The 20,440-nt window shown below is 71.7% G+C and carries 21 protein-coding genes and 1 tRNA gene; 1 reads left to right on the forward strand and 21 read right to left on the reverse strand.

Annotated elements, in window-relative coordinates; genetic code table 11:
* Nucleotides 1-25 precede the first annotated feature (25 nt).
* From MUB56_RS23045 to argS, 19 genes are all read right to left on the reverse strand, one after another.
* Complete coding sequence (locus tag MUB56_RS23045; protein WP_244929347.1) at nt 26-838, reverse strand: F0F1 ATP synthase subunit delta; 813 nt, start codon at nt 836-838, stop codon at nt 26-28.
* Nucleotides 838-1,386: a F0F1 ATP synthase subunit B gene (locus tag MUB56_RS23050; RefSeq protein WP_244929348.1), complete on the reverse strand. Its 549-nt coding sequence runs from the start codon at nt 1,384-1,386 to the stop codon at nt 838-840. The genes MUB56_RS23045 and MUB56_RS23050 overlap by 1 nt, the downstream gene beginning before the upstream one ends.
* A gap of 40 nt (nt 1,387-1,426) precedes the next feature.
* A complete protein-coding gene (gene atpE, locus MUB56_RS23055; RefSeq protein ID WP_056908071.1) occupies nt 1,427-1,630 on the reverse strand; it encodes an ATP synthase F0 subunit C in 204 nt (67 codons plus the stop codon).
* A gap of 58 nt (nt 1,631-1,688) precedes the next feature.
* A complete protein-coding gene (gene atpB / locus MUB56_RS23060) occupies nt 1,689-2,531 on the reverse strand; it encodes a F0F1 ATP synthase subunit A (protein WP_244929349.1) in 843 nt (280 codons plus the stop codon).
* Between the two features lie 28 nt (nt 2,532-2,559).
* The gene (locus tag MUB56_RS23065) at nt 2,560-2,730 is read right to left on the reverse strand and encodes an AtpZ/AtpI family protein (protein WP_244929350.1); all 171 of its coding nucleotides are present in this window, start codon (nt 2,728-2,730) and stop codon (nt 2,560-2,562) included.
* A gap of 108 nt (nt 2,731-2,838) precedes the next feature.
* Nucleotides 2,839-3,336: a hypothetical protein gene (locus MUB56_RS23070; protein ID WP_244929351.1), complete on the reverse strand. Its 498-nt coding sequence runs from the start codon at nt 3,334-3,336 to the stop codon at nt 2,839-2,841.
* A 109-nt stretch (nt 3,337-3,445) separates the two neighbouring features.
* Complete coding sequence (locus MUB56_RS23075; RefSeq protein WP_244929352.1) at nt 3,446-4,600, reverse strand: MraY family glycosyltransferase; 1,155 nt, start codon at nt 4,598-4,600, stop codon at nt 3,446-3,448.
* Between the two features lie 3 nt (nt 4,601-4,603).
* Nucleotides 4,604-5,263, reverse strand: coding sequence for an L-threonylcarbamoyladenylate synthase (locus MUB56_RS23080; protein ID WP_244929353.1), 660 nt, complete (start codon nt 5,261-5,263; stop codon nt 4,604-4,606).
* A 16-nt stretch (nt 5,264-5,279) separates the two neighbouring features.
* A complete protein-coding gene (gene prmC, locus MUB56_RS23085; protein WP_244929354.1) occupies nt 5,280-6,146 on the reverse strand; it encodes a peptide chain release factor N(5)-glutamine methyltransferase in 867 nt (288 codons plus the stop codon).
* A complete protein-coding gene (gene prfA / locus MUB56_RS23090) occupies nt 6,143-7,216 on the reverse strand; it encodes a peptide chain release factor 1 (RefSeq protein WP_244929355.1) in 1,074 nt (357 codons plus the stop codon). Before prfA ends, prmC begins: the two co-directional genes overlap by 4 nt.
* A gap of 88 nt (nt 7,217-7,304) precedes the next feature.
* A complete protein-coding gene (rpmE, locus tag MUB56_RS23095) occupies nt 7,305-7,526 on the reverse strand; it encodes a 50S ribosomal protein L31 (protein ID WP_244929356.1) in 222 nt (73 codons plus the stop codon).
* Between the two features lie 115 nt (nt 7,527-7,641).
* Nucleotides 7,642-9,246, reverse strand: a complete 1,605-nt coding sequence (locus MUB56_RS23100) for a HAMP domain-containing sensor histidine kinase (protein ID WP_244929357.1) — start codon at nt 9,244-9,246, stop codon at nt 7,642-7,644.
* Between the two features lie 5 nt (nt 9,247-9,251).
* Nucleotides 9,252-9,623: a response regulator gene (locus MUB56_RS23105; RefSeq protein ID WP_244929358.1), complete on the reverse strand. Its 372-nt coding sequence runs from the start codon at nt 9,621-9,623 to the stop codon at nt 9,252-9,254.
* Between the two features lie 104 nt (nt 9,624-9,727).
* Nucleotides 9,728-11,782, reverse strand: coding sequence for a transcription termination factor Rho (gene rho, locus MUB56_RS23110; RefSeq protein WP_244929359.1), 2,055 nt, complete (start codon nt 11,780-11,782; stop codon nt 9,728-9,730).
* 253 nt (nt 11,783-12,035) lie between these two features.
* Entirely contained in the window at nt 12,036-12,941 is a 906-nt protein-coding gene (gene thrB, locus MUB56_RS23115) for a homoserine kinase (RefSeq protein WP_244929360.1), read from the reverse strand.
* Nucleotides 12,942-13,031: 90 nt separating this feature from the next.
* Nucleotides 13,032-14,108 carry a threonine synthase gene (gene thrC, locus MUB56_RS23120; protein ID WP_244932459.1) on the reverse strand — a complete coding sequence of 359 codons (1,077 nt, stop codon included), beginning with the start codon at nt 14,106-14,108 and terminating at the stop codon, nt 13,032-13,034.
* A 5-nt stretch (nt 14,109-14,113) separates the two neighbouring features.
* Nucleotides 14,114-15,427, reverse strand: coding sequence for a homoserine dehydrogenase (locus MUB56_RS23125; protein WP_244929361.1), 1,314 nt, complete (start codon nt 15,425-15,427; stop codon nt 14,114-14,116).
* Nucleotides 15,427-16,824 carry a diaminopimelate decarboxylase gene (lysA, locus tag MUB56_RS23130; RefSeq protein ID WP_244929362.1) on the reverse strand — a complete coding sequence of 466 codons (1,398 nt, stop codon included), beginning with the start codon at nt 16,822-16,824 and terminating at the stop codon, nt 15,427-15,429. The genes MUB56_RS23125 and lysA overlap by 1 nt, the downstream gene beginning before the upstream one ends.
* Before the next feature lie 2 nt (nt 16,825-16,826).
* Nucleotides 16,827-18,482 (reverse strand): arginine--tRNA ligase, encoded by a 1,656-nt coding sequence (gene argS, locus MUB56_RS23135; RefSeq protein ID WP_244929363.1) that lies wholly within the window; start codon nt 18,480-18,482, stop codon nt 16,827-16,829.
* A gap of 129 nt (nt 18,483-18,611) precedes the next feature.
* Here argS and MUB56_RS23140 point away from each other — a divergent pair.
* A tRNA-Arg gene (locus MUB56_RS23140) sits at nt 18,612-18,684 on the forward strand.
* A 50-nt stretch (nt 18,685-18,734) separates the two neighbouring features.
* Here the strand turns inward: MUB56_RS23140 and MUB56_RS23145 are convergent.
* Together MUB56_RS23145 and MUB56_RS23150 are read right to left on the reverse strand one after the other, a co-directional pair.
* Nucleotides 18,735-19,631 carry an LCP family protein gene (locus MUB56_RS23145; RefSeq protein ID WP_244929364.1) on the reverse strand — a complete coding sequence of 299 codons (897 nt, stop codon included), beginning with the start codon at nt 19,629-19,631 and terminating at the stop codon, nt 18,735-18,737.
* Entirely contained in the window at nt 19,628-20,275 is a 648-nt protein-coding gene (locus tag MUB56_RS23150; RefSeq protein WP_244929365.1) for a hypothetical protein, read from the reverse strand. The genes MUB56_RS23145 and MUB56_RS23150 overlap by 4 nt, the downstream gene beginning before the upstream one ends.
* Between the last annotated feature and the right edge of the window lie 165 nt (nt 20,276-20,440).

Consider the following 20,440-nt stretch of genomic DNA (forward strand, 5'->3'; position numbering starts at 1 on the left):
CTACTGACGTCTGGGTGGTGTGGGGTCAGCCCACGAGCCGGCGGCGAGCGTCGTCGAGGCGGCTGGAGACCGTCCCGTCGATGACGTCGTCGCCGATCTCGACACGGATGCCGCCGAGCACGCTCGGGTCGACGACGAGGTTGAGGTGGACCGGGCGGCCGTACTGGGTCGACAGCGCCTGCTCGAGGCGCCCCCGCTCCGCGTCCGACAGCTCCCGGGCGACCCGGACGGTGGCAACGCCCTGTCCGTGCACCTCGGCCGCGATCTTCTGGTACTCGTTCAGCGCGACGCCCACCGTGCGGTGGGTGCCGGAGAGGGCCCGCACGGAGAGCGAGACGGTGGCCGGGAGGGCCTTGCCGTCGAGCAGCCCGTGCAGCAGCGCGCTCTTGTCCTGGATCGACCGGGCCGGGTCCGAGAGCGCGTCGCGCAGCTCGGGGTTGGCCTTGACGAGCTGGGCGACGGAGAACAGCTCGTCGGAGAGCCGGCCGCCGTCGTTGCCCGCGGACGTGACCGCCGCGACGACGCTCAGGTGCTCGAGCGTGTCGGCGAGGTCGCGCGCCGCCGTCCAGCGGCTCGACACGGCCTTGGTGAGCACGGCCTGCGTGCCACCGTCGACCTTGCCGCCGAAGACCTGCGAGATCAGCCCCGTCTTGGCGTCGGTGGGGATCGAGCCGTCGGTCGCGAACCGTCGCAGTGCCCCTTCGGAGCGCAGCGTCGTCGCGACGGAGAACAGCTCGTCGCTGACCTTCGACGCCGACGATCCGGCACCGGAGAGCACGCTCTCCAGCTCAGTGGTCAGCGCCGCGAGGGCGTCGGCCGAGGCACCGCGGAGGCTCATCAGTTGACCCCGCTCCCGGGCGTGCCGGCCTCGAGGTCGGCCAGGAACCGCTCGACGACGCGCGACTGGCGCTGATCGTCGTCGAGGCTCTCTCCGACGATCCGGCCGGCCAAGGTGGTGGCCAGGGTGCCGACCTCGGCACGGAGCGAGGTGACCGCCTGCTGGCGCTCCGCCTCGATCTGCGCCTTGCCGTGGTCGACGATCCGGGACGACTCCGTCTGGGCCTGCTCCCGCATCTCCGCCACGATCGCGGCGCCCTGCTCGCGAGCCTCCTCGCGGATCCGAGCCGCCTCGTGCCGAGCGTCGGCGAGCTGCTTCTCGAGCTCGGCGAGCTTGGCGTCGGCCTCGGCCTGCTTGGTCTCGGCAGCCGCGAGGCCGCCTTCGATGGCCTTGGTGCGCTCGGTGTAGATCTCTTCGAACTTCGGCGCGACGAACTTCTTCACGGCGAAGAACAGCAGCCCGAACACCACGAGCGAGAGAACGATCTCGGCCGTGTGCGGCAGGAGCGGGTTCAGCTCTCCCGCGAGGGGGGCGAGTTGTGTCTGCATGGGCAGGTCCTTCCGGGTCCTACGTCAGCGGTCGGACCGGTTAGAGAACGAACGCGAGGGCGATGCCGATGATCGCGAGCGCCTCGGCGAGCGCGAAGCCCAGGATGGCGATCGACTGCAGGCGGCTCTGGGCCTCCGGCTGACGAGCGACACCGCTGATGTAGGCGGCGAAGATCAGGCCGATGCCGACACCGGGCCCGATGGCTGCCAGGCCGTAACCGATCATGTTGAGGTTGCCGTCCACGGCGATTTCCTTTCGGTTGTTTCTACTTCAGAGGGGTGAATCTGTGGTGCGGTGGAGCTCAGTGCTCGTCCGCGAGCGCGCCCTGGATGTACATGGCGTTCAGGAGGACGAAGACGTAGGCCTGGAGGAACTGGATCAGGATCTCCAGGAAGGCGACGAGCAGGAACAGCACCCAGGCCAAGATGCCGACCGGCGCGTAGGCGCCGCCCATCTCGACGATGAGGTGCTCGCCACCGAGGGCGAACAGGATCAGCAACAGGTGGCCCGCGAACATGTTGCAGAAGAGTCGCAGGGCCAGCGTGACCGGCCGGACCAGGATGTTCGACATGAACTCCAGCGGCACCAGCAGCAGGAGCATCGGGCCGCCGATGCCCGAGGGGACGCACTGGAGTTTGAGGTAGCCGAAGAAGCCGTGCTTCTTGATGCCGACGGCGTTGTAGATGACCCAGCTCATGATCGCGAGCCCGTAGACCATGCCCGAGCGCGAGAACGTCGGGAACTGGATGAACGGGATCGTCGCGAACAGGTTGTTCAGCAGGATGAAGAAGAAGAGGGTGAAGAGGTACGGCACGAACTTCGCGAAGTCGCGGCTGCCGATGATGTCGCGGCCCAGCGAGTTGCGGGCGAACCCGTACGCCTCCTCGCCGACGAACTGGAGCCTGCCGGGCACCATGGCGCGCTTGCGCGAGGCCAGGTAGAAGAAGGCGAAGAGGATGACCGCCGAGAGCACGATCTGCAGCATCGGCTTGGTCACGCCGGCCACGAAGCTCTGGCCGAACATCTCGAAGGTGTCGTGTCCGCCGCCGATGGCGGGCAGGTCGAAGTCCGCCGGGCCGGGCGGGGTGAACCCGCCCTCGGCGCGAATCCCACCGATCGTCAGGGCGCTGCCGATGCCGCTCACCGTGTCTCCTGTGTCTTCGCTGCTGGGGTCACTGCTTGTCCTCGTCCTGCGGATCGTCGTCCGGGATCTGGAAGCGCTTGTAAGTTTGGTAGGTGCCGAGTGCGGCACCGGCGATGACTCCGACTGCCACCAGGAACGACGTCCCCAGCCAGCGGTCGAGACCCCAGCCGATCAGGCCGTACAGGAACACGCCGGACACGAGGTACCCGAAGGCGTTCCATGGATCGCCCTGGGGACGGTTGGGGTCGCGCTGCCCTGCAGGGGGTTCGTGCGGAGCCATCGCGAACCGGACAATAGCAGCCAGCGATCACCACCGATCACCCCCCTGTGCGTGGGGTCCGGCGGCGCTGGCGACCGGCTCCGTCGAGTCCTCCGCCGGCAGGTCGTAGACGGGAATCCGAACTCGGGTGGTCAGCACGACCTGCGCCGTGAGCCACACGAACGTGCCGCCGATGACGACCCCGGCCAGCCACTCCCGGTCCAGGGTGTCGTCGAGCAGCCCGGACCGGGACAGCGCGGCGAAGACCAGCGCCATGAGCACGACCTGGAGCGTGTACGTGAGCATGGCGACCATCAGCGACGCCGCGGGCATCAGCCCGGCCACGGTGTTGACAACGCTCGACCCGAAGCCGAGGACCGCGAGCACCAGGACGGTGCCGGCGAGGGCGCCGTACGCCGCGCTCGACCCGGCGGCGAACCCGCCCACCACCGCGGCACCGAGGCCGAGCAGCAGGGCGAACCCGGCCGCGCCCCTGAGGACGCGCGACCCGCTGGCGCGGGGGTCCTGCAGTGACTCGGTCGTCATCGTCGGCGGCCCGTCCATCGAGGTGTGCAGTGTCGTTGAGCGCCCTCCGGGGCGCTCGTGAAAACTATCACAAAGTCTCCGAGCCCCTGAATTGAACGATCCAGAGCGCTCAGGACTCGCCCGGATCGTCCAGTGCCTCCAGCACCTTGGGCTTGTGCAGGACCGGCAGCGCGAAGGTCAGCACGACCGTCAGCGCGGTCATCACCGCGAGCGAGACCCACATCGCGGTCCCTTCGTACAGGCTCGCGAGGACGGTGCCGAAGGCGACCAGCGCCGCCCACAGCCACATGATCGCCACCGCCCGGCGCTGGGAGTGCCCGATCTCCAGCAGCCGGTGGTGCAGGTGCTGCTTGTCGGGAGCGAACGGCGAGCGCCCAGCACGGGTACGACGGACCACGGCCATCACCAGGTCGAGCATCGGCACCAACAGGATCGAGACGGGTAGCAGCAGAGGGAGCAGGGTCGGAAGCAGGCTCGCCCGCGCCCCCGACCCGCCCTGGGTGAGCTCGGAGCCGGAGAACTGGCCGGTGAGGGTGATCGCGCTCGCGGAGAGGACCAGCCCGATCAGCATCGACCCGCTGTCGCCCATGAAGAGTCGGGCCGGGTGGAAGTTGTGCACCAGGAACCCCGCGCACGCCCCCGCGAGCGACACGCTCAGCAGGGCCGCCGTGGTCGCCCGGTCGGCGCTGTTGAGGCGGGTGAGCTCGTAGCTGAAGACGAAGAACGCGAGCGCCCCGATGCCGACCACACCGGCTGCCAGGCCGTCGAGGCCGTCGACGAAGTTGACCGCGTTGACCGTGGCGACCACCACGAAGCCGGTGAGCAGCGCACCCTGCGCCTGGTCGATGGTGATCTGCTGACCGCCGGTCCAGGGGATGAAGACGTACTGGATCTGGAAGCCGATCAGGAACGCCGCGGCCAGCACCTGGCCGCCGAGCTTGGTGAGCGCGTCCAGCTCGAAGAGGTCGTCGAGCACCCCCACCGCGCAGATCAGTGCGCCCGCGATCAGCACCACCCCCGCGTCCCGGAAGACGAAGGGGCCGCTGCCCTGGGAGAGGAAGGGCAGCTCGCGCGCCACGAGGTACGCCGCGACCAGCCCGCCGAGCATCGCCAGGCCCCCGAGGTACGGGATCGGCTCGTCGTGGACGTCGCGGTCGCGGACCTGGGCGACCGCGCCCGTGCGCAGCGCGATCTCACGCGCCACCACGGTCAGCAGGAAGGTGACCGCGGCGGCCACGAGGAAGACGAGGACGTACTCCCGCAACCGCTACCCCTCGTCCGTGAGGGTGGCGCCCAGCGGCTCCAGAACGGCGTTGAGGGCCTCGATCCCGAGTGCCCCCCGGCGCAGGACCCGGCCCTGGGGGCCGGTGCAGTCGACGATCGTCGAGGCCTCGCCGCCGGGCGAGACACCGTCGTCGACCACCACCGACACCGCGTCGCCCAGCATCTCCATGGCCGGGCCGGCCCCGGTGGCCGCGGGCAGCCCGGTCTTGTTGGCCGAGCTGACGGCCAGCGGACCGGTGCGCTCCAGGATCTCCAGGGCGACAGGGTGGTCGGGCATCCGGACGGCGACGGTCCCGCGGGTGTCGCCGATGTCCCAGCGCAGCGAGCTCTGCTGGTGGCACACCAGCGTCAGGGGCCCGGGCCAGAACGCCTCGACGAGCGCCCGTGCGTAGTCGGGGACCTTGGTGGCGAGGGCGTCGAGGGTCGTGGCCGAGCTGACCAGCACCGGCGGCGGCATCTCGCGGCCCCGGCCCTTCGCGGCGAGCAGGGCGCGCACGGCGTCCGGGTCGAAGGCGTCGGCACCGACGCCGTAGACGGTGTCGGTCGGGAGCACGAGGAGCTCGCCGCGCTGGATCGCCAGGGTGGCGGCCTCGACAGCGGCCTCGCGCTCGTCGTCGGACGAGGTCGGGTAGCGCTCGGTCACGGCAGCATCACGGGGCTCATCGTGCCAGCCGCGCGGTCAGGAACCGCGCCCGACCTGCCAGGTCCTGGTGGTCGCGGACCTCGCGCCAGCGTCCGGCGCCCGAGAAGACGGCCGGCGCCGACTCGCCCTGGAGGTCGGCGTGCTCGGCGCCGACCACTCCCCCGGGCCGCAGCAGCAGTGCGGCGCGCCGCTCGAGGACGCGGATCGCGTCCAGGCCGTCGTCGCCGGAGAACAGCGCCAGGTGCGGGTCGTGGTCGCGCGCCTCCGTCGCGACCGACTCCCAGGCGTCGAGCGGGATGTACGGCGGGTTGCAGACGACCACGTCGACGGCACCGGCCAGCTCCTCGAAGGCGGTGGCCATGTCGCCCTCCCGCAGCTCGACGTCCGTTCCGGCGAGGTTGCGCTCCGCCCAGGCGTGGGCGGCCGGGTCGAGCTCGACCGCGTGCACCCGGGCACCGGGCACCTCGTCGACGACCGCCTTCGCGACCGCCCCCGAGCCCGTGCACAGGTCGACGACGACGGGAGTCCGTCCGGTGGCCGAGCCCGTGGCGAGCGCCTGCTCGATCGCCCAGCCGGCGAGCAGCTCGGTCTCGGGGCGCGGGACGAAGACGCCGGGCCCCACCTGCAGCTCGACGTGGCGGAACCAGGCGACGCCGGTCAGGTGCTGGAGCGGCTCGCGGGCCGCGCGACGGGCCAGCAGCGCGTCGTACTCGACCGTCGCGCTGAGCGCGACCTCCTCCACCAGGAACAGCCGGGACCGCTCGGTGCCGAGCACGTGGGCGAGCAGGGTCGCGGCGTCGGCGTCCGGGCTGGCGACCCCGGCCTCGGCGAGCCGGGCGGCCGCGCTGCGGAGCAGGTCGCGGGCCGACCTCGCTCCGCTCACTGCTCGAGCGCTTCCAGCTGTGCTGCGAGATCAGCCTCGACGCAGGAGGCGAGCACCGGCTGCAGGTCGCCGTCGAGGACCTGGTCGAGGTTGTAGGCCTTGTAGCCGGTGCGGTGGTCGGAGATCCGGTTCTCGGCGAAGTTGTAGGTGCGGATCCGCTCGGAACGGTCCACCGTGCGGACCTGGCTGCGCCGGGCGTCGCTGGCCTCCGCGTCGGCCGCCTCCTGGGCGGCCGCGAGCAGCCGGGCCCGCAGGATCCGCATCGCCTGCTCCTTGTTCTGCAGCTGGCTCTTCTCGTTCTGGCAGCTCGCCACGATCCCCGTGGGGAGGTGCGTGATCCGCACCGCCGAGTCGGTCGTGTTGACGCTCTGGCCGCCGGGACCGCTGCTGCGGTAGACGTCGATGCGGAGGTCGTTGTCGTCGACCACCACGTCGACCTGCTCGGCCTCCGGCATCACCAGCACGCCGGCCGCGCTGGTGTGCACGCGCCCCTGCGACTCGGTCACCGGCACCCGCTGCACCCGGTGCACGCCGGCCTCGAACTTCAGCAGGGCGTACGGCGCCTCGCCCGGCTCGGGCGTGCCCTTCGCCTTGACCGCGACGGTGACGGACTTGTAGCCGCCCAGGTCCGACTCGGTCGCGTCGAGGATCTCGGTGCGCCATCCGCGGCTCTCGGCGTACCGGGTGTACATGCGGAGCAGGTCGCCGGCGAAGAGCGCCGACTCCTCGCCCCCCTCCCCCGACTTCACCTCGAGGAGGGCGTCCTTCTCGTCGGCCGGGTCGCGCGGCACCAGCAGCCGCCGCAGACGCTCCTCGGCGTCGTGACGCCGGACCACGAGCGACTCGGCCTCCTCGGCGAACGCCGGGTCCTCGCCGGCCAGCTCGCGGGCGGCCTCGACGTCGTCGCCGAGCTGCTGCCACTCGCGCCAGGCCCCGATGATCGAGGAGAGCGCGGCGTAGCGCTGGTTGAGCTGCTTGGCCAGCCGGGGGTCGGCGTGCGTCTCCGGAGCCCCGAGCCGCTCCTCGAGCTCACGGTGCTCGGTGAGCATGCCTTCGACGGCCTCGAACAACGCTGGTCCCCTCGTCGGTGGTGCGGGCGGGTGAGAAATGACGAGCGCCGGTCCCTGCCCGAGGGCAGGGACCGGCGCTCGAGGGCAGCTACTTGGAGGCAGCGGCCTTCTTGGCGTAGCGGGCCTCGAAGCGGGCGACGCGACCGCCGGTGTCGAGGATCTTCTGCTTGCCGGTGTAGAACGGGTGGCACTGCGAGCACACGTCGGACTTGATGTTGCCCGACGTCACGGTGCTGCGAGTCACGAACGACGCGCCGCAGGTGCAGGTCACCTGGGTGTCGACGTACTCGGGGTGGATGTCCTTCTTCATGGTGAGTTCCTCTCAGCCGCCGGGTCGTCTCCGCGCCGTGCGGAGAGCGTGAACCGGAACCAGCGCACAAGTGTGCCACCCTCTCGAACGCCGCGGTAATCGAGGGCATTCCCGCTCAGGTGATGCTGGGGAACTCCATGACCTGGGCGAGCGGCGCCGAGCGTTCGGCCTGCAGCGGGAGCCGGATCTCGACCGTCGTCCCCACCCGCTCCGTGGACTCGATGCGCACCTCGCCAGCGTGCTTGTCGATGATCGTCTGCACGATCCGGACGCCGAGCCCGGTGCCGGCGATCTCGTTGGTGACGGCATTCGAGGCCCGGAAGAACCGGGTGCCGAGGCGGTTGATCTCGGCGGCCGGGATGCCGATCCCGTGGTCGGTGACGGTCAACGTGGCCTGCTTCAGCTCCCGGGTCAGCGCGACCTCGACCTGTCCGCCGTCGTGACTGAACTTCACCGCGTTGCTCAGCACGTTGAGGAAGGCCCGGTTGAGCATGACCCGGTCGGCCAGCACGGGCATCGCCACCTCGGGGGTGCTCACCACCAGCTTGATCCCGCGACCCGCCGCGGTGATCCGGACGTCGGTGACGGCGTCGCGAAGGACGGGACCCAGGTCGACCGTCTCGAGGTCGGTGGCCCGGTTCTCGGCCTTCGAGAGCGTCAGCAGGTCGTCGATGAGCAGCCGGAGCCGGGAGACGTTGCGCCGCGTCGCCTCCAGCATCCGCTCGTGCTGCGGAGCCATGGTGTCCTCGAACTCCTCGGCCACCAGCTCCAGGTAGCCGCTGATGGTCGTCAGCGGGGTCCGCAGCTCGTGGGAGATGTTGGAGACGAAGTCGTCCTTGGCGATGTCGAGAGCGCGCAGCTCGTGCTGGATCCGGTGCTCGACCGAGCGGGCTCGCGCCTGCGCCTCTGCGAAGTCGTTGAGCCTCGCCGCGATCGCCCGGACCTCCTTGGGCCCCTGCTGGCGCGCGCGTACGTCGGGCTCGTGGCGCGCCATCTTCTGCACGACGTTCTCGAGCTCGACGAGCGGCGCGGAGAGCTCCCTGAGCAGTCGGGTCCGGGCACGCGAGACGCCGAGCCAGGCGATGCCGGCGAGCAGGACGATGGCCAAGATGGTGCCCCGGAAGCGCCACTGCACCTCGTCGCGGGCCTGTCGCACCCGCTGGTCGAAGGCCTCGCTGGTCGCCGCGTGGGCGTCCAGGACGGTGGCGAAGGTGGCCCGCCCGAGGTCGAAACGCTGCTGGTCGAAGGACCCTGGCCCACCCGGCGCGGCGATCCGGGGGTCGGCGTACTGCGTGATCCAGGCCTGGGCCGCGTCCTCCTGCCGGGTGACCAGGATGTCGAGCTGGGCGTCGCCGTCGGCGAACTCGCGCACCCGCTGCTGGTCGACGGGGAGGGCCTGTCGGAGCTGGCCGTAGGCGGCCTGGGTCGAGGGGTCGTTGCTGCTGGCCCACGCCGACACGGCGGCGTCCATGGACGTGAGCATGAGCAGCGCGTCCTGGTTCGCGGCCGCGGCCGGCTGCAGGTCGTTGGTGAGGCGGTCGACGGCGGGCGTGGAGAGCACCACGCCCAGGATGCCGATGAAGGCCATCAGCGCGACCAGGATGCCGAGTCGGAGCACGACGGGAGCGACCAGCCGGGCGACCGGGCGACCGCTGCGCGGCAGCGGCGCCGCCTTGCCGGGGGCGCGCGGGGAGATGCCGGACTGCACCGACGGTGCCACCGGAGCTACTGCGAACGGGAGAGGAGGGCCTCGACGCGCGAGGCGAGCTCCCGAGGGCTGAACGGCTTGGTGATGTAGTCGTCGGCGCCGGAGTCGAAACCGGTCTCCACGTCCGACTCCTGGGCCCGAGCCGTCAGCAGGATCACCGGCAGGTCGGCGAGTCCCGGGTCCGCGCGGATCGCCCGGATCGCGTCGAGACCCGAGACGCCGGGCATCATCACGTCCAGCACGGCGAGGTCCGGGCGCTCGGCCTGGCACGCCTCGATGGCCGCCTGCCCGTCCGATACCGCCGTGATGTCGTGCCCGAGGGTCGACAGCTTGAATTCGACCAGCTCCCGGATGTCGACGTCGTCGTCCGCGACCAGGATCCGTGCCACGTCCTGTTCCTCCCTGCCATGAGCCCCGCACTGTCCCCCCGCGCGACGGCCTCGGCGTGCAGCCTAGCCGCAAGCCGACGTCCCCACGCCGCAATGAACAAGGCTCAGTCGTCGTCGCCCGCCGTGGGCGTGGTCTTCTGCACCTGCATCAAGAACTCGTAGTTCGTCTGCGACTTCCTGAGCCGTTCCAGGAGCAGCTCGAGCGCCTGCTGGCCGTCGAGCGAGGACAGCACCCGGCGCAGCTTCCAGACGACCGCCAGCTCCTCCTTCGACAGCAGCAGCTCCTCGCGCCGCGTGCCGGAGTGGAGGGCGTCGATGGCCGGGAAGAGCCGCTTGTCGGCGAAGTCGCGGCGCAGCCGGATCTCCATGTTGCCGGTGCCCTTGAACTCCTCGAAGATCACCTCGTCCATCTTCGAGCCGCTCTCGATCAGCGCGGTCGCCAGGATGGTGAGCGAGCCGCCGTTCTCGATGTTGCGGGCGGCGCCGAAGAACTTCTTGGGCGGGTAGAGGGCCGCGGAGTCGACGCCGCCGGAGAGGATCCGGCCGCTCGCGGGGGCGGCCAGGTTGTAGGCCCGCCCCAGGCGCGTGATCCCGTCGAGGAGTACGACGACGTCGTGACCGAGCTCGACGAGGCGCTTGGCCCGCTCGATGGCGAGCTCGGCCACCATCGTGTGGTCCGCAGCGGGCCGGTCGAAGGTCGAGGAGATGACCTCGCCCTTCACGGAGCGCTCGAAGTCGGTGACCTCCTCGGGCCGCTCGTCGACCAGGACCACCATCAGGTGGCACTCGGGGTTGTTGGTGGCGATGGAGTTCGCGATGGACTGCAGCACCATCGTCTTGCCGGCCTTGGCGGGCGAGACGATCAGGCCGCGCTGGCCCTTGCCGATCGGCGCGGCGATGTCGATGAGTCGCCCGATCATGTTGTCGTGGCCGGTCTCCAGCCGCAGCCGCTCGGAGGGATAGAGCGGGGTCAGCTTGGCGAACTCGACCCGGTGCTTGGAGGTCTCCGGCTCCGCCCCGTTGACGCTGTCGATGCGCACCATCGGGTTGAACTTCTCCTTGCGCTCGCCCTCGCGGGGCTGGCGCACCTGGCCGACGACGGCGTCGCCGCGGCGCAGGCCGAACTTGCGGACCATCGACAGCGACACGTAGACGTCGTCGGTCCCCGGGAGGTAGCCGCTGGTGCGGACGAACGCGTAGTTGTCGAGCACGTCGAGGATGCCCGCGGCGGGCACGAGCACGTCGTCCTCGAGGATCGTGGTGTCGGGCTCGTTGCGCCCACGCGGCGGCGCGTCCGCCGGGCGCGCCGGTCCGGTCCGTTCGCGGTCCCGGTCCCGGCCGCGGCGGCGGCGGTTGCGGCCGCGGCCCTCGCCGTCGAGGTCCTGCTCGTCGCGGTTCTGCTCGCGGTTCTGGTCGCGGTTCTGCTCGCGGCCCTGGTCACGGTTCTGCTCGCGGCCCTGGTCACGGTTCTGCTCGCGGTTCTGCTCGCGGCCCTGGTCACGGTTCTGTCCGCGGTTCCGCTCGCGCTGCTGGCCGCCGTCGGACCGGTCGTCCGGCTCGTCCGAGTCCGACCGTTCCTGCCGTTCCTGGCGCGGGGCGTCCTGACGGTCCTGGTGGTCCTGACGGTCCTGGTGGTCTTGCTTGTCCTGGCGGTCCTGCTGGTCCTGGCGGTCCTGCTGGTCCTCGGCCTGGGCTTCCTGCCTGTTCGACTTGCTCTGCCTGCCCTGCCTGCTCTGCCGCGGCTTCTTCTCGACCTGCGGCTGGGCGACCTCGGCAGGGGCGACCACGGCAGGGGCGACCTCGGCGGGCGCCACCTCGGCCGGAGCGACCTCGGCCCGCGCCGGCTCGGCGACGGGCAGCTCGGCCTGGGCCTCACGCTGCGGCCGGCGGGTCCGCTGCCGCGCGGGCTTCTCCGTCGCCGGAGCGGCCGCGGCGGCCGCGGGGGCCGGCGTACCGCCCGACCCCGAACCGCTCTGGGCGGCCTTGATGGCCTCGACGAGCTGAGCCTTCTTCATGGCGCCGGCGCCGGCGATCCCCAGCCCGCCGGCCACGGACTTCAGGTCCGCCAGGAGCATGGAGTTGAGTCCGGCGCCGCGCTTCTTCGCAGCGGCCGGAGCCGAGTCCGTGGCCGCTGCCGAGGAGTCGATGGTCTCCGTCACGTGAGGTCCTTCGCACGTATCGCGGCCGAGCCGCCCACCGGGCGACGTCGGCTGCTGGTCAGGTCTGCTCCTCGTCACCGGTGCCCGCCGCGAGGGAGGACTGGTGGGGGCACGGAAGGTCCGTGCGGGAAGAGGAGTGGTCGCACCCGGCGAGACGTCCGCGAGGAGTCCGGAGAGGTACTACACCGAGCTGAGCGGCGTGGCCTCAATGTACCACCCGGTGGTACGCGTGGGACGCGGACCACCGAACGGATCAGTCGACTGTCGCACCCCGGGTGTCGACCGCCAGCCGGTGCACCGTCCAGCCCGCGGGCCCACGTGCCACGAGCGCCTCGACGGACTCCTCGGCGCCGATCTCGCAGAAGGCCAGGACCGTCGGACCCGCACCGGAGACGACGGCGGGATACCCGGCGGCGCGCAGCTCGGCCACCAGGTCCAGGGAGGCCGGCATCGCCGGGCGTCGGTAGTCCTGGTGGAGGTAGTCGCGGGTCGCGAGCAGCAGGTGCTCGGGGCTGCCCGCGAGGGCCGCGACGAGCAGCGCCGCGCGACCGGCGTCGGCCGCCGCGTCGGCGTGCGGGACCGAGGCGGGCAGCAGCCCGCGGGCCACCTCCGTCGAGACCGGCTCGCTCGGGACGAAGACCACGGCACCCACTCCCGGGTGCACGGGCGAGGCCACGGCGTACCACTGCTCGGCCTCGCGGCCCGAGATCACGAACCCGCCGAGCAGGGCCGGCGCGACGTTGTCGGGATGGCCCTCGAGGTCGGCGGCGAGCCGCAGCACCGCGTCGTCGTCGAGCCGATGGGCGCCGTCGGCGACCAGCGCCCGGGCGAGGACCAGACCGCCGACGATCGCCGCCGAGGAGGAGCCGAGGCCGCGGGCGTGCGGGACGAGGTTCTCGCAGGACAGGCGCAGCCCGGGCGGCTGCTGCCCGAGCGCCGCGAAGGCGGCGCGCATCGCGCGCACGACCAGGTGCTTCTCGTCGAGGGGTACGCCGCCCTCGCCGGCCCCGCGCACCTCGACCACGAGCCCGTCGGCCAGCACCTCGCCCTCCAGCCGGTCGCGCAGGTCGAGCGCCAGGCCGAGCGAGTCGAAGCCGGGACCGAGATTGGCCGAGGTGGCCGGGACGGAGACCCGGACCGGTCCGTCGACGAACGTCACGCGGGGTCCCCGCGGAATCGTGGGCTGGCGGAGCGCAGCGGGGGAAGCACGCGATTCCGTGGGGTGCTCACGTGCGATCCCGGGGGGTGCTCACGCGAGCCCGGCGGCCTCGGCCGCCGCGGTCACGTCGACGTCGACCACGGTGTCCACGAGCGGACCGAAGCCCTCGAGCGCGGTCGCGGTGTCCTTCAGGCCGTGGCCGGTGACGGTGATGACCAGCTGCTTGCCGGCGTAGGACATGCCCGCGGCGAGCTGCTGGAGCAGCCCCGCGACCCCGGCGGCGGAGGCCGGCTCGACGAACACGCCGTCGTGGCGGGCCAGCTCGCGCTGGGCGGCCAGGATCTGGTCGTCGGTGACGGACTCGAAGGAGCCACCGGACTCGTCACGGGCCGCCTCGGCGAGCTTCCACGAGGCGGGGTTGCCGATCCGGATCGCGGTCGCGCGCGTCTCGGGGTCGGGGAACGGCTCGCCGGTGACCAGCGGCGCCGCACCCTCGGCCTGGAAGCCGCGCATCACGGGCTTGCGGCTGGCCAGCCCGAGGTCGGCGTACTGGTTGTAGCCCAGCCAGTACGCCGAGATGTTGCCCGCGTTGCCGACCGGCAGCAGGTGGTAGTCGGGTGCGTCGCCGAGGAAGTCGACGATCTCGAAGGCGGCCGTCTTCTGCCCCTGCAGCCGCACCGGGTTGACGGAGTTCACCAGGGCGACCGGGTAGTCCCAGGCCAGTCCCTTGGCCATCGCGAGGCAGTCGTCGAAGTTGCCGCGGACCATGATCACCTGGGCGCCGTGCAGGATGGCCTGGGCCATCTTGCCGGCGGCGATCTTGCCCTCGGGGACCAGCACCAGCGGCTTGAGGCCGGCCTTGGCGGCGTAGGCCGCCATCGAGGCGGAGGTGTTGCCGGTCGAGGCGCAGACGACCGCCTGGGCCCCGTCGTGCTTGGCGACCGAGATGGCCGCCGTCATGCCGCGGTCCTTGAAGGAGCCGGTCGGGTTGTCGCCCTCGACCTTCAGCCACACCTCGCCGCGGGTCAGGCCGGAGAGCCACTCGGACTGCACCAGCGCGGTGCCGCCCTCGCGCAGGGTCACCGCGGGCGTGCCCTCGGGGATCTCCAGGAGGTGGCGGTACTCCTCGATGACGCCGCGCCACTGGTGGGTGCGGACGGGGGTCACGGCGGTCACTCTGACTCTCCTTCGACGCGCATCACCGAGGTGACCTCGCGCACGGTCTCCATGCCACGCAGGTGCTCCACGGTGGCGCTGAGCTGGGCATCGGTCGCCTCGTGGGAGACCACGACGAGCTGGGCGTCGAGGTCGCGGCCCTCCTGGCGCACCGTCTGGATGGACACGTCGTGCTCGGCGAACGCGAGCGCGACCTGGGCGAGGACGCCCGCCCGGTCGTCGACGTCGATGGCGACGTGGTAGCGGGTGCGGGTCTCCCCCATCGGCAGTACGGCGCGGTCGGCGTACGCCGACTCGCCGACGCCGCGGGTGCCGGCGAGCACGTTGCGCGCCACGGTGACCAGGTCTCCGAGCACGGCCGACGCGGTCGGCGAACCACCGGCGCCGGGGCCGTAGAACATCAGCTGGCCGGCGGCCTCGGACTCGACGAACACCGCGTTGTAGGCCTCGCGCACGCTGGCCAGCGGGTGCGAGCGCGGGATCATCGCGGGGTGCACCCGGACGGCGACCGCGTCGTCCTTCAACTCGCAGATGGCCAGCAGCTTGACCACGGAGTTCATCTCGCGCGCGGACTGGACGTCGGCGGCGGTGACCTCGGAGATCCCCTCCCGGTAGACATCGGAGGCGGTCACCCGGGAGTGGAACGCCAGCGACGCCAGGATCGCGGCCTTCGCTGCGGCGTCGAAGCCCTCGACGTCCGCGGTGGGGTCGGCCTCGGCATAGCCCAGCTCCTGGGCCTCCTCCAGCGCCTCCGCGAAGCCGCTGCCGGCGGTGTCCATCTTGTCGAGGATGAAGTTCGTGGTGCCGTTGACGATGCCGAGCACCCGGGTGACCTTGTCCCCGGCCAGCGACTCGCGCAGCGGGCGCAGGATCGGGATGGCACCGGCCACGGCCGCCTCGTAGTACAGGTCGCGGCCATGCTTCTCGGCGGCCTCGAACAGCGTGGGACCGTCCTCGGCGAGCAGCGCCTTGTTGGCGGTCACCACGCTCGCGCCGTTCTCGAGCGCGGCGAGGATCAGGCTGCGGGCGGGCTCGAGGCCACCGATCACCTCGACCACCAGGTCGATGTCGTCACGGCGCACCAGGCCGGCCGCGTCGGTGGTCAGCAGGCCCTCGGGCACCTCGACCTCCCGAGGCGCGTCCAGGCGGCGTACGGCGACGCCCGCCAGCTCGACCGGCACACCCACCCGGGCCGCCAGGTCGGCCGCCTGCTCGTCGAGCAGCCGCACCACCTGCGATCCGACCGAGCCGCAGCCGAGCACGGCCACCTTGAGCGACTGGCCCGGTTGCCGGGCCTGTCGGGACACCATCAGAGATCACCCACGTCTGTAGCCAACAGGTCTTCCTCAGTCTCGCGGCGTACGACGACCCGCGCCACACCGTCCCGCACCGCGACCACCGGGGGCCGCAGCGCGTGGTTGTAGTTGGAGGCCATCGAACGGCAGTACGCACCGGTGCCCGGCACGGCCAGCAGGTCGCCCGGCGCGACGTCCCCGGGCAGGAACTCGTCCTTGACCACGATGTCGCCGGCCTCGCAGTGCTTGCCGACCACCCGTGCCAGCACCGGCGCCGCGTCGGACGCGCGCGAGGCGACCGTGCAGGAGTAGTCGGCGTCGTACAGGGCGGTGCGGATGTTGTCGCTCATCCCGCCGTCGACGCTGACGTAGGTGCGGACCGCTCCCCCGTCGAGGCGGACCGGCTTGACGGTGCCGACGGTGTAGACGGTGCACATCGCCGGGCCGACGATCGCCCGGCCCGGCTCGATGGACAGCCGCGGCTCGGGGATGCCGAGGGCCCGGCACTCGTGCTCGACGATCTTGGACATCTCGGTCGCGAGCTGCGCCGGGTCGGACGGGTCGTCCTGGGTCGTGTAGGCGATGCCGAAGCCGCCGCCGAGGTCCATCTCGGGCATCGTCACGCCGAGCTCGTCGGAGACCCGGGCGTGCAACGCGAGCACCCGCCGGGCCGCGACCTCGAACCCGGAGGAGTCGAAGATCTGGCTGCCGATGTGGGAGTGCAGACCGAGCAGCTCGACGCCCGGAGCCGCCTCCACGCGTCGTACGGCCTCGAAGGCGTCGCCGGAGGTGATCGAGAAGCCGAACTTCTGGTCCTCGTGGGCGGTCGCGATGTACTCGTGGGTGTGCGCCTCGACGCCCGCGGTCACCCGGATCATCACGCGCACCGGCAGCCCGGTGTCCTGCGCGACCATCGCGATCCGCTCGATCTCCTGGAAGGAGTCGACGACGATCCGGCCCACGCCCACGGCGACCGCCCGACGCAGCTCGGTGACGGACTTGTTGTTGCCGTGGTAGCCGATCCGGGCCGGGTCGAAGCCGGCTCGCAGGGCGACGCTCAGCTCGCCGCCGGAGCACACGTCGAGGCTGAGCCCCTCCTCGAAGACCCAGCGCGCCACCGCCGTACAGAGGAACGCCTTGCCGGCGTAGTAGACGTCGTACGCCGAGAACGCGTCGCGGAAGGCTCGGGCCCGCGCACGGAAGTCGTCCTCGTCGAGGACGTACGCCGGGGTGTTGTGCTCGGCCACCAGGTCGGCCACGGCCATCCCGCCCACGTGCAGCTCGCCGTCGACCTTGTGCGCGGTCGACGACCACAGGTGCGGGACGAGATCGTTGGGGTCGACGGGCTCGCGCAGCCAGGACGGGCTGCGCAGGGCGCCGGGCGCGTGGGCCCAGCCGGCTTCGTGCGACATGACTACATCCGCTCCGGCGCGGAGACGCCGAGCAGGTCGAGGCCGTTGGCGAACACGACCCGGGTGGCCGCGACCAGCGCCAGCCGAGCGCGGTGCAGCTCGTTCGGCTCCTCGTCGCCCATCGGCAGCACCCGACAGCTGTCGTAGAACCGGTGGTAGATCCCGGCGGTGTCCTCCAGGTAGCGAGCGACCCGGTGCGGCTCGCGGAGCTCGGCAGCGCTGGCCACCACCCGCGGGAGCTCGGCGAGGGCGCGCAGCAGCTGGCCCTCCTTCTCGTCGGTGAGCAGGTCCATCCGCTCCCCCGGCTCGAGACCCAGGTCGGCGGCGTTGCGCAGGATCGAGGAGACCCGGGCGTGGACGTACTGGACGTAGTAGACCGGGTTGTCGTTGCTGGCCTTGGCCCACAGGTCCAGGTCGAGGTCGATGTTGGAGTCGGAGCTGTAGCGCGCCAGTGCGTAGCGGGCGGCGTCCACCCCGATCGCGCCGACCAGGTCGTCGATGGTGACCACGGTGCCGGCGCGCTTGGACATCCGCATCGGCTGCCCCTCGCGGAGCAGGTTGACCATCTGGCCGATCAGGATCTCCAGGTTGGTCCCCGGCTGGTCCCCGAAGGCCGCGCACATCGCCATCATCCGGCCGACGTAGCCGTGGTGATCGGCGCCGAGCATGATCAGGCAGCGGTCGAAGCCGCGCTCGCGCTTGTCCAGGTAGTAGGCGAGGTCGCCGGAGAGGTACGCCCCCTGGCCGTCGGACTTGATGATGACGCGGTCCTTGTCGTCACCGAACTTCTCGGTGGCCAGCCAGATCGCCCCGTCCTTCTCGTAGGTGTTGCCGAGCTCGCCGAGCCGGGCCACCGCCCGGTCCACCGCGCCGCTCTTGTGCAGCTCGTCCTCGTGGAAGTAGACGTCGAAGTCGACGCCGAAGTCGTGCAGGCTCTGCTTGATCTCGGCGAACATCATGTCGACGCCGACCTCGCGGAAGATCTCCTGCGCCGCCTCGTCGTCGTGCTCGAGCGCGTCGGGCCGCCGCTCCAGCACCGCGGCTGCGATGTCGTGGATGTACTGGCCGCCGTACCCGTCCTCGGGGGCGGGCTCGCCCTTGGCCGCCGCCAGGAGCGAGCCGCTGAACCGGTCGATCTGACCGCCGTGGTCGTTGAAGTAGTACTCGCGCGTGACCTCGGCGCCGGTCATCGTGAAGATCCGGCCGAGGGCGTCGCCGACCGCGGCCCAGCGGACCCCGCCGATGTGGATCGGCCCGGTCGGGTTGGCCGAGACGAACTCGAGGTTGACCTTCTCCCCGGCGAAGGCGTCGTTGGCGCCGTACCGCTCGCCGGCGGCGAGGATCTCCAGAGCGACCTGGCCCTGCGCGGCCGCCTCGACGGTGATGTTGAGGAAGCCCGGTCCGGCGACCTCGACGGCGCCGATGCCGTCGGTCTTCGTCAGCCGCTCGGCCACCAGCTCGGCGAGGGCGCGCGGGTTGGTGCCTGCCTTCTTCGCGAGCTGGAGCGCGACGTTGGTGGCGTAGTCGCCGTGCCCCTTCTGCCGGGGTCGCTCCACCGTCACGGTCGTCGGGACACCCTCCGGGAGAGTGAGCGCACCCTCGGTGGACAGGGTCGTCAAGACGTCGACGATCGCGGTTGAGAGCTGCTCGGGAGTCACCTCCCCAGGGTATCGGCGCAGCGACGCGGGCCCCGCATCGATATCTGCCGTGGGACGCGTGGAGGCGATTGCACGTCCACGTCGGGTCGGCTGTAAGGTTCACAACCGCACCGGCCCGCCGGTGCGTGCGCCTCCGTAGCTCAGGGGATAGAGCACTGGTTTCCGGTACCAGGTGCCGCAGGTTCGAATCCTGCCGGGGGCACAGTCGCACGAGGCCCTCCTCCCGCACGTCGGGACGAGGGCCTCCGCCGTTCAGCAGCGCTTGATCGTCGCGTCCCGCCGCGCGTCGGCGCCGTAGCGGCGCGCGGCCGACACGTTCGGGATGACCACGCTGGCGCCGCCGACGTTGCCGATCCCGCCCGGCAGCACGCAGGTGGTGATCTTCCCGGGCTCGACCTGCGCGACGGCCTGGGCGAGGCGGTAGAGCTCCGCCGGCCCGAGGTCGGTGTGCAGGTGCTGCAGCACCGAGGCCACGCCCCGCTCGACGAAGCCCGGCCGGTCGGCTCGAGCGCGGATCGCGGCGTGGATGCCGCGGAGCACCCGCTGCTGGTTGGCCGACCGGTCGAAGTCGCCGCCGGCCAGGCTCTTGCGGATCCGGGCGAAGGCCATCGCGCCGATGCCGTCGAGCCGGATCCGTCCGGCCTTGAAGCCGTTCGGCCGGAGGTACTGGTCTGCGAACGGGCGCGGGTTGCGCACCTCGATCCCGCCGATCGTGCCCACCATCCGCTCGAAGAACTCGAACCGGGTCACGAACACGTAGTCCGGCTGCAGCCCGACCAGGTTGCCGACCGTACGACCCAGCAGCTGCGGTCCGCCGAAGTACAGCGCGGCGTTGACCCGGTTCGACCCGTGTCCCGGGATCGGAACCCACGAGTCGCGCGGGATCCCGATCGACGTCGCCGCACCGGTACGGGTGTTCAGGCCGATCAGCTGCAGGGCGTCGGCGCGGGAGCGGAGCATCGGCTGCCCCGGCCTCGCGTCGGAGCCGGCGGCCAGGATCCACACCACCCCGGGCGCGACGGCCAGGCCGGCGGAGCGGTCCACCTTGACCAGCGAGACCTCCTCCGAGCGTGGCGCCGAGTCGGGTACGACGAGCGCCGCGACCGCCAGCACCAGGCCCAGCGTGAGCAGCCTCAACAGCCGGTTCATCGGCTCCTCCCCTCAGTGGCGGCCGGCCGGGCGCCCGCCGAGACGTCGTACCCGAACACCTGCCAGCCGTGGCCGCCGCCCTTGGTGAGGAACAGCCTGCCTCGCACCGTCTCGACGCGTGCGACCTCCCCGGTCGTCCGGAAGCGGAGCGACACCCGCGCGGTCACCGCCACGGCGCGGCGCTGCACGGCCAGCACGTCGAGGGCGACCGCCCGGCGCCGCACGCTCACGCCGGTGATCCGGTCACCGATGTCGACGTTGCTCATCACCCGCCGGTCCCGCCGGACGTCGCGGCGCGCCCCCGCCGTGAAGCCGGCGAACGCGCCGCCGACGCCGGCGCGCGGCCAGGTGCCGCCGACGTACGCCCCGTCGAACCAGGCGTCGACGATCGGCACGACCTGCCGCTGCAGGGTCTCACCGGTCGCCCGGGAGATCCGGGTGCCGGCCACCCGGCCGATCCTGGCGGTGGTGACCGGCGCCGGCGCCGCAGTCGGCGAGACGGACGCGGCGGGCGAGCGCGGCGGCCCCCCGCCCGCGTCGTCACCACCGTCGTCCCCGCTGCAGCCGCCGGCGGTCACGACCAGTGCCGCGGCGAGCAGCGCAGCGGCCGCCCGGGCCTGTCGTCGAGCAGCAGTCGTTCTCACGTTCATGCTCAGTCCCATTTCGTCCGATCGAGGGGCATGTGGCGCGGATCGCATTCCACCCAGTGCGTGATTGGCGGCCCTGACCTCGGCATTTGCTGGGTCGGGGGTCTAGCCTGGAACACCGGAAACCCATTCACGCGCGTCATTCGGAAGAGGCGAAGCTAA

It is taken from the genome of Nocardioides sp. W7 (assembly GCF_022919075.1).
Taxonomy (GTDB): Bacteria; Actinomycetota; Actinomycetes; order Propionibacteriales; family Nocardioidaceae; genus Nocardioides.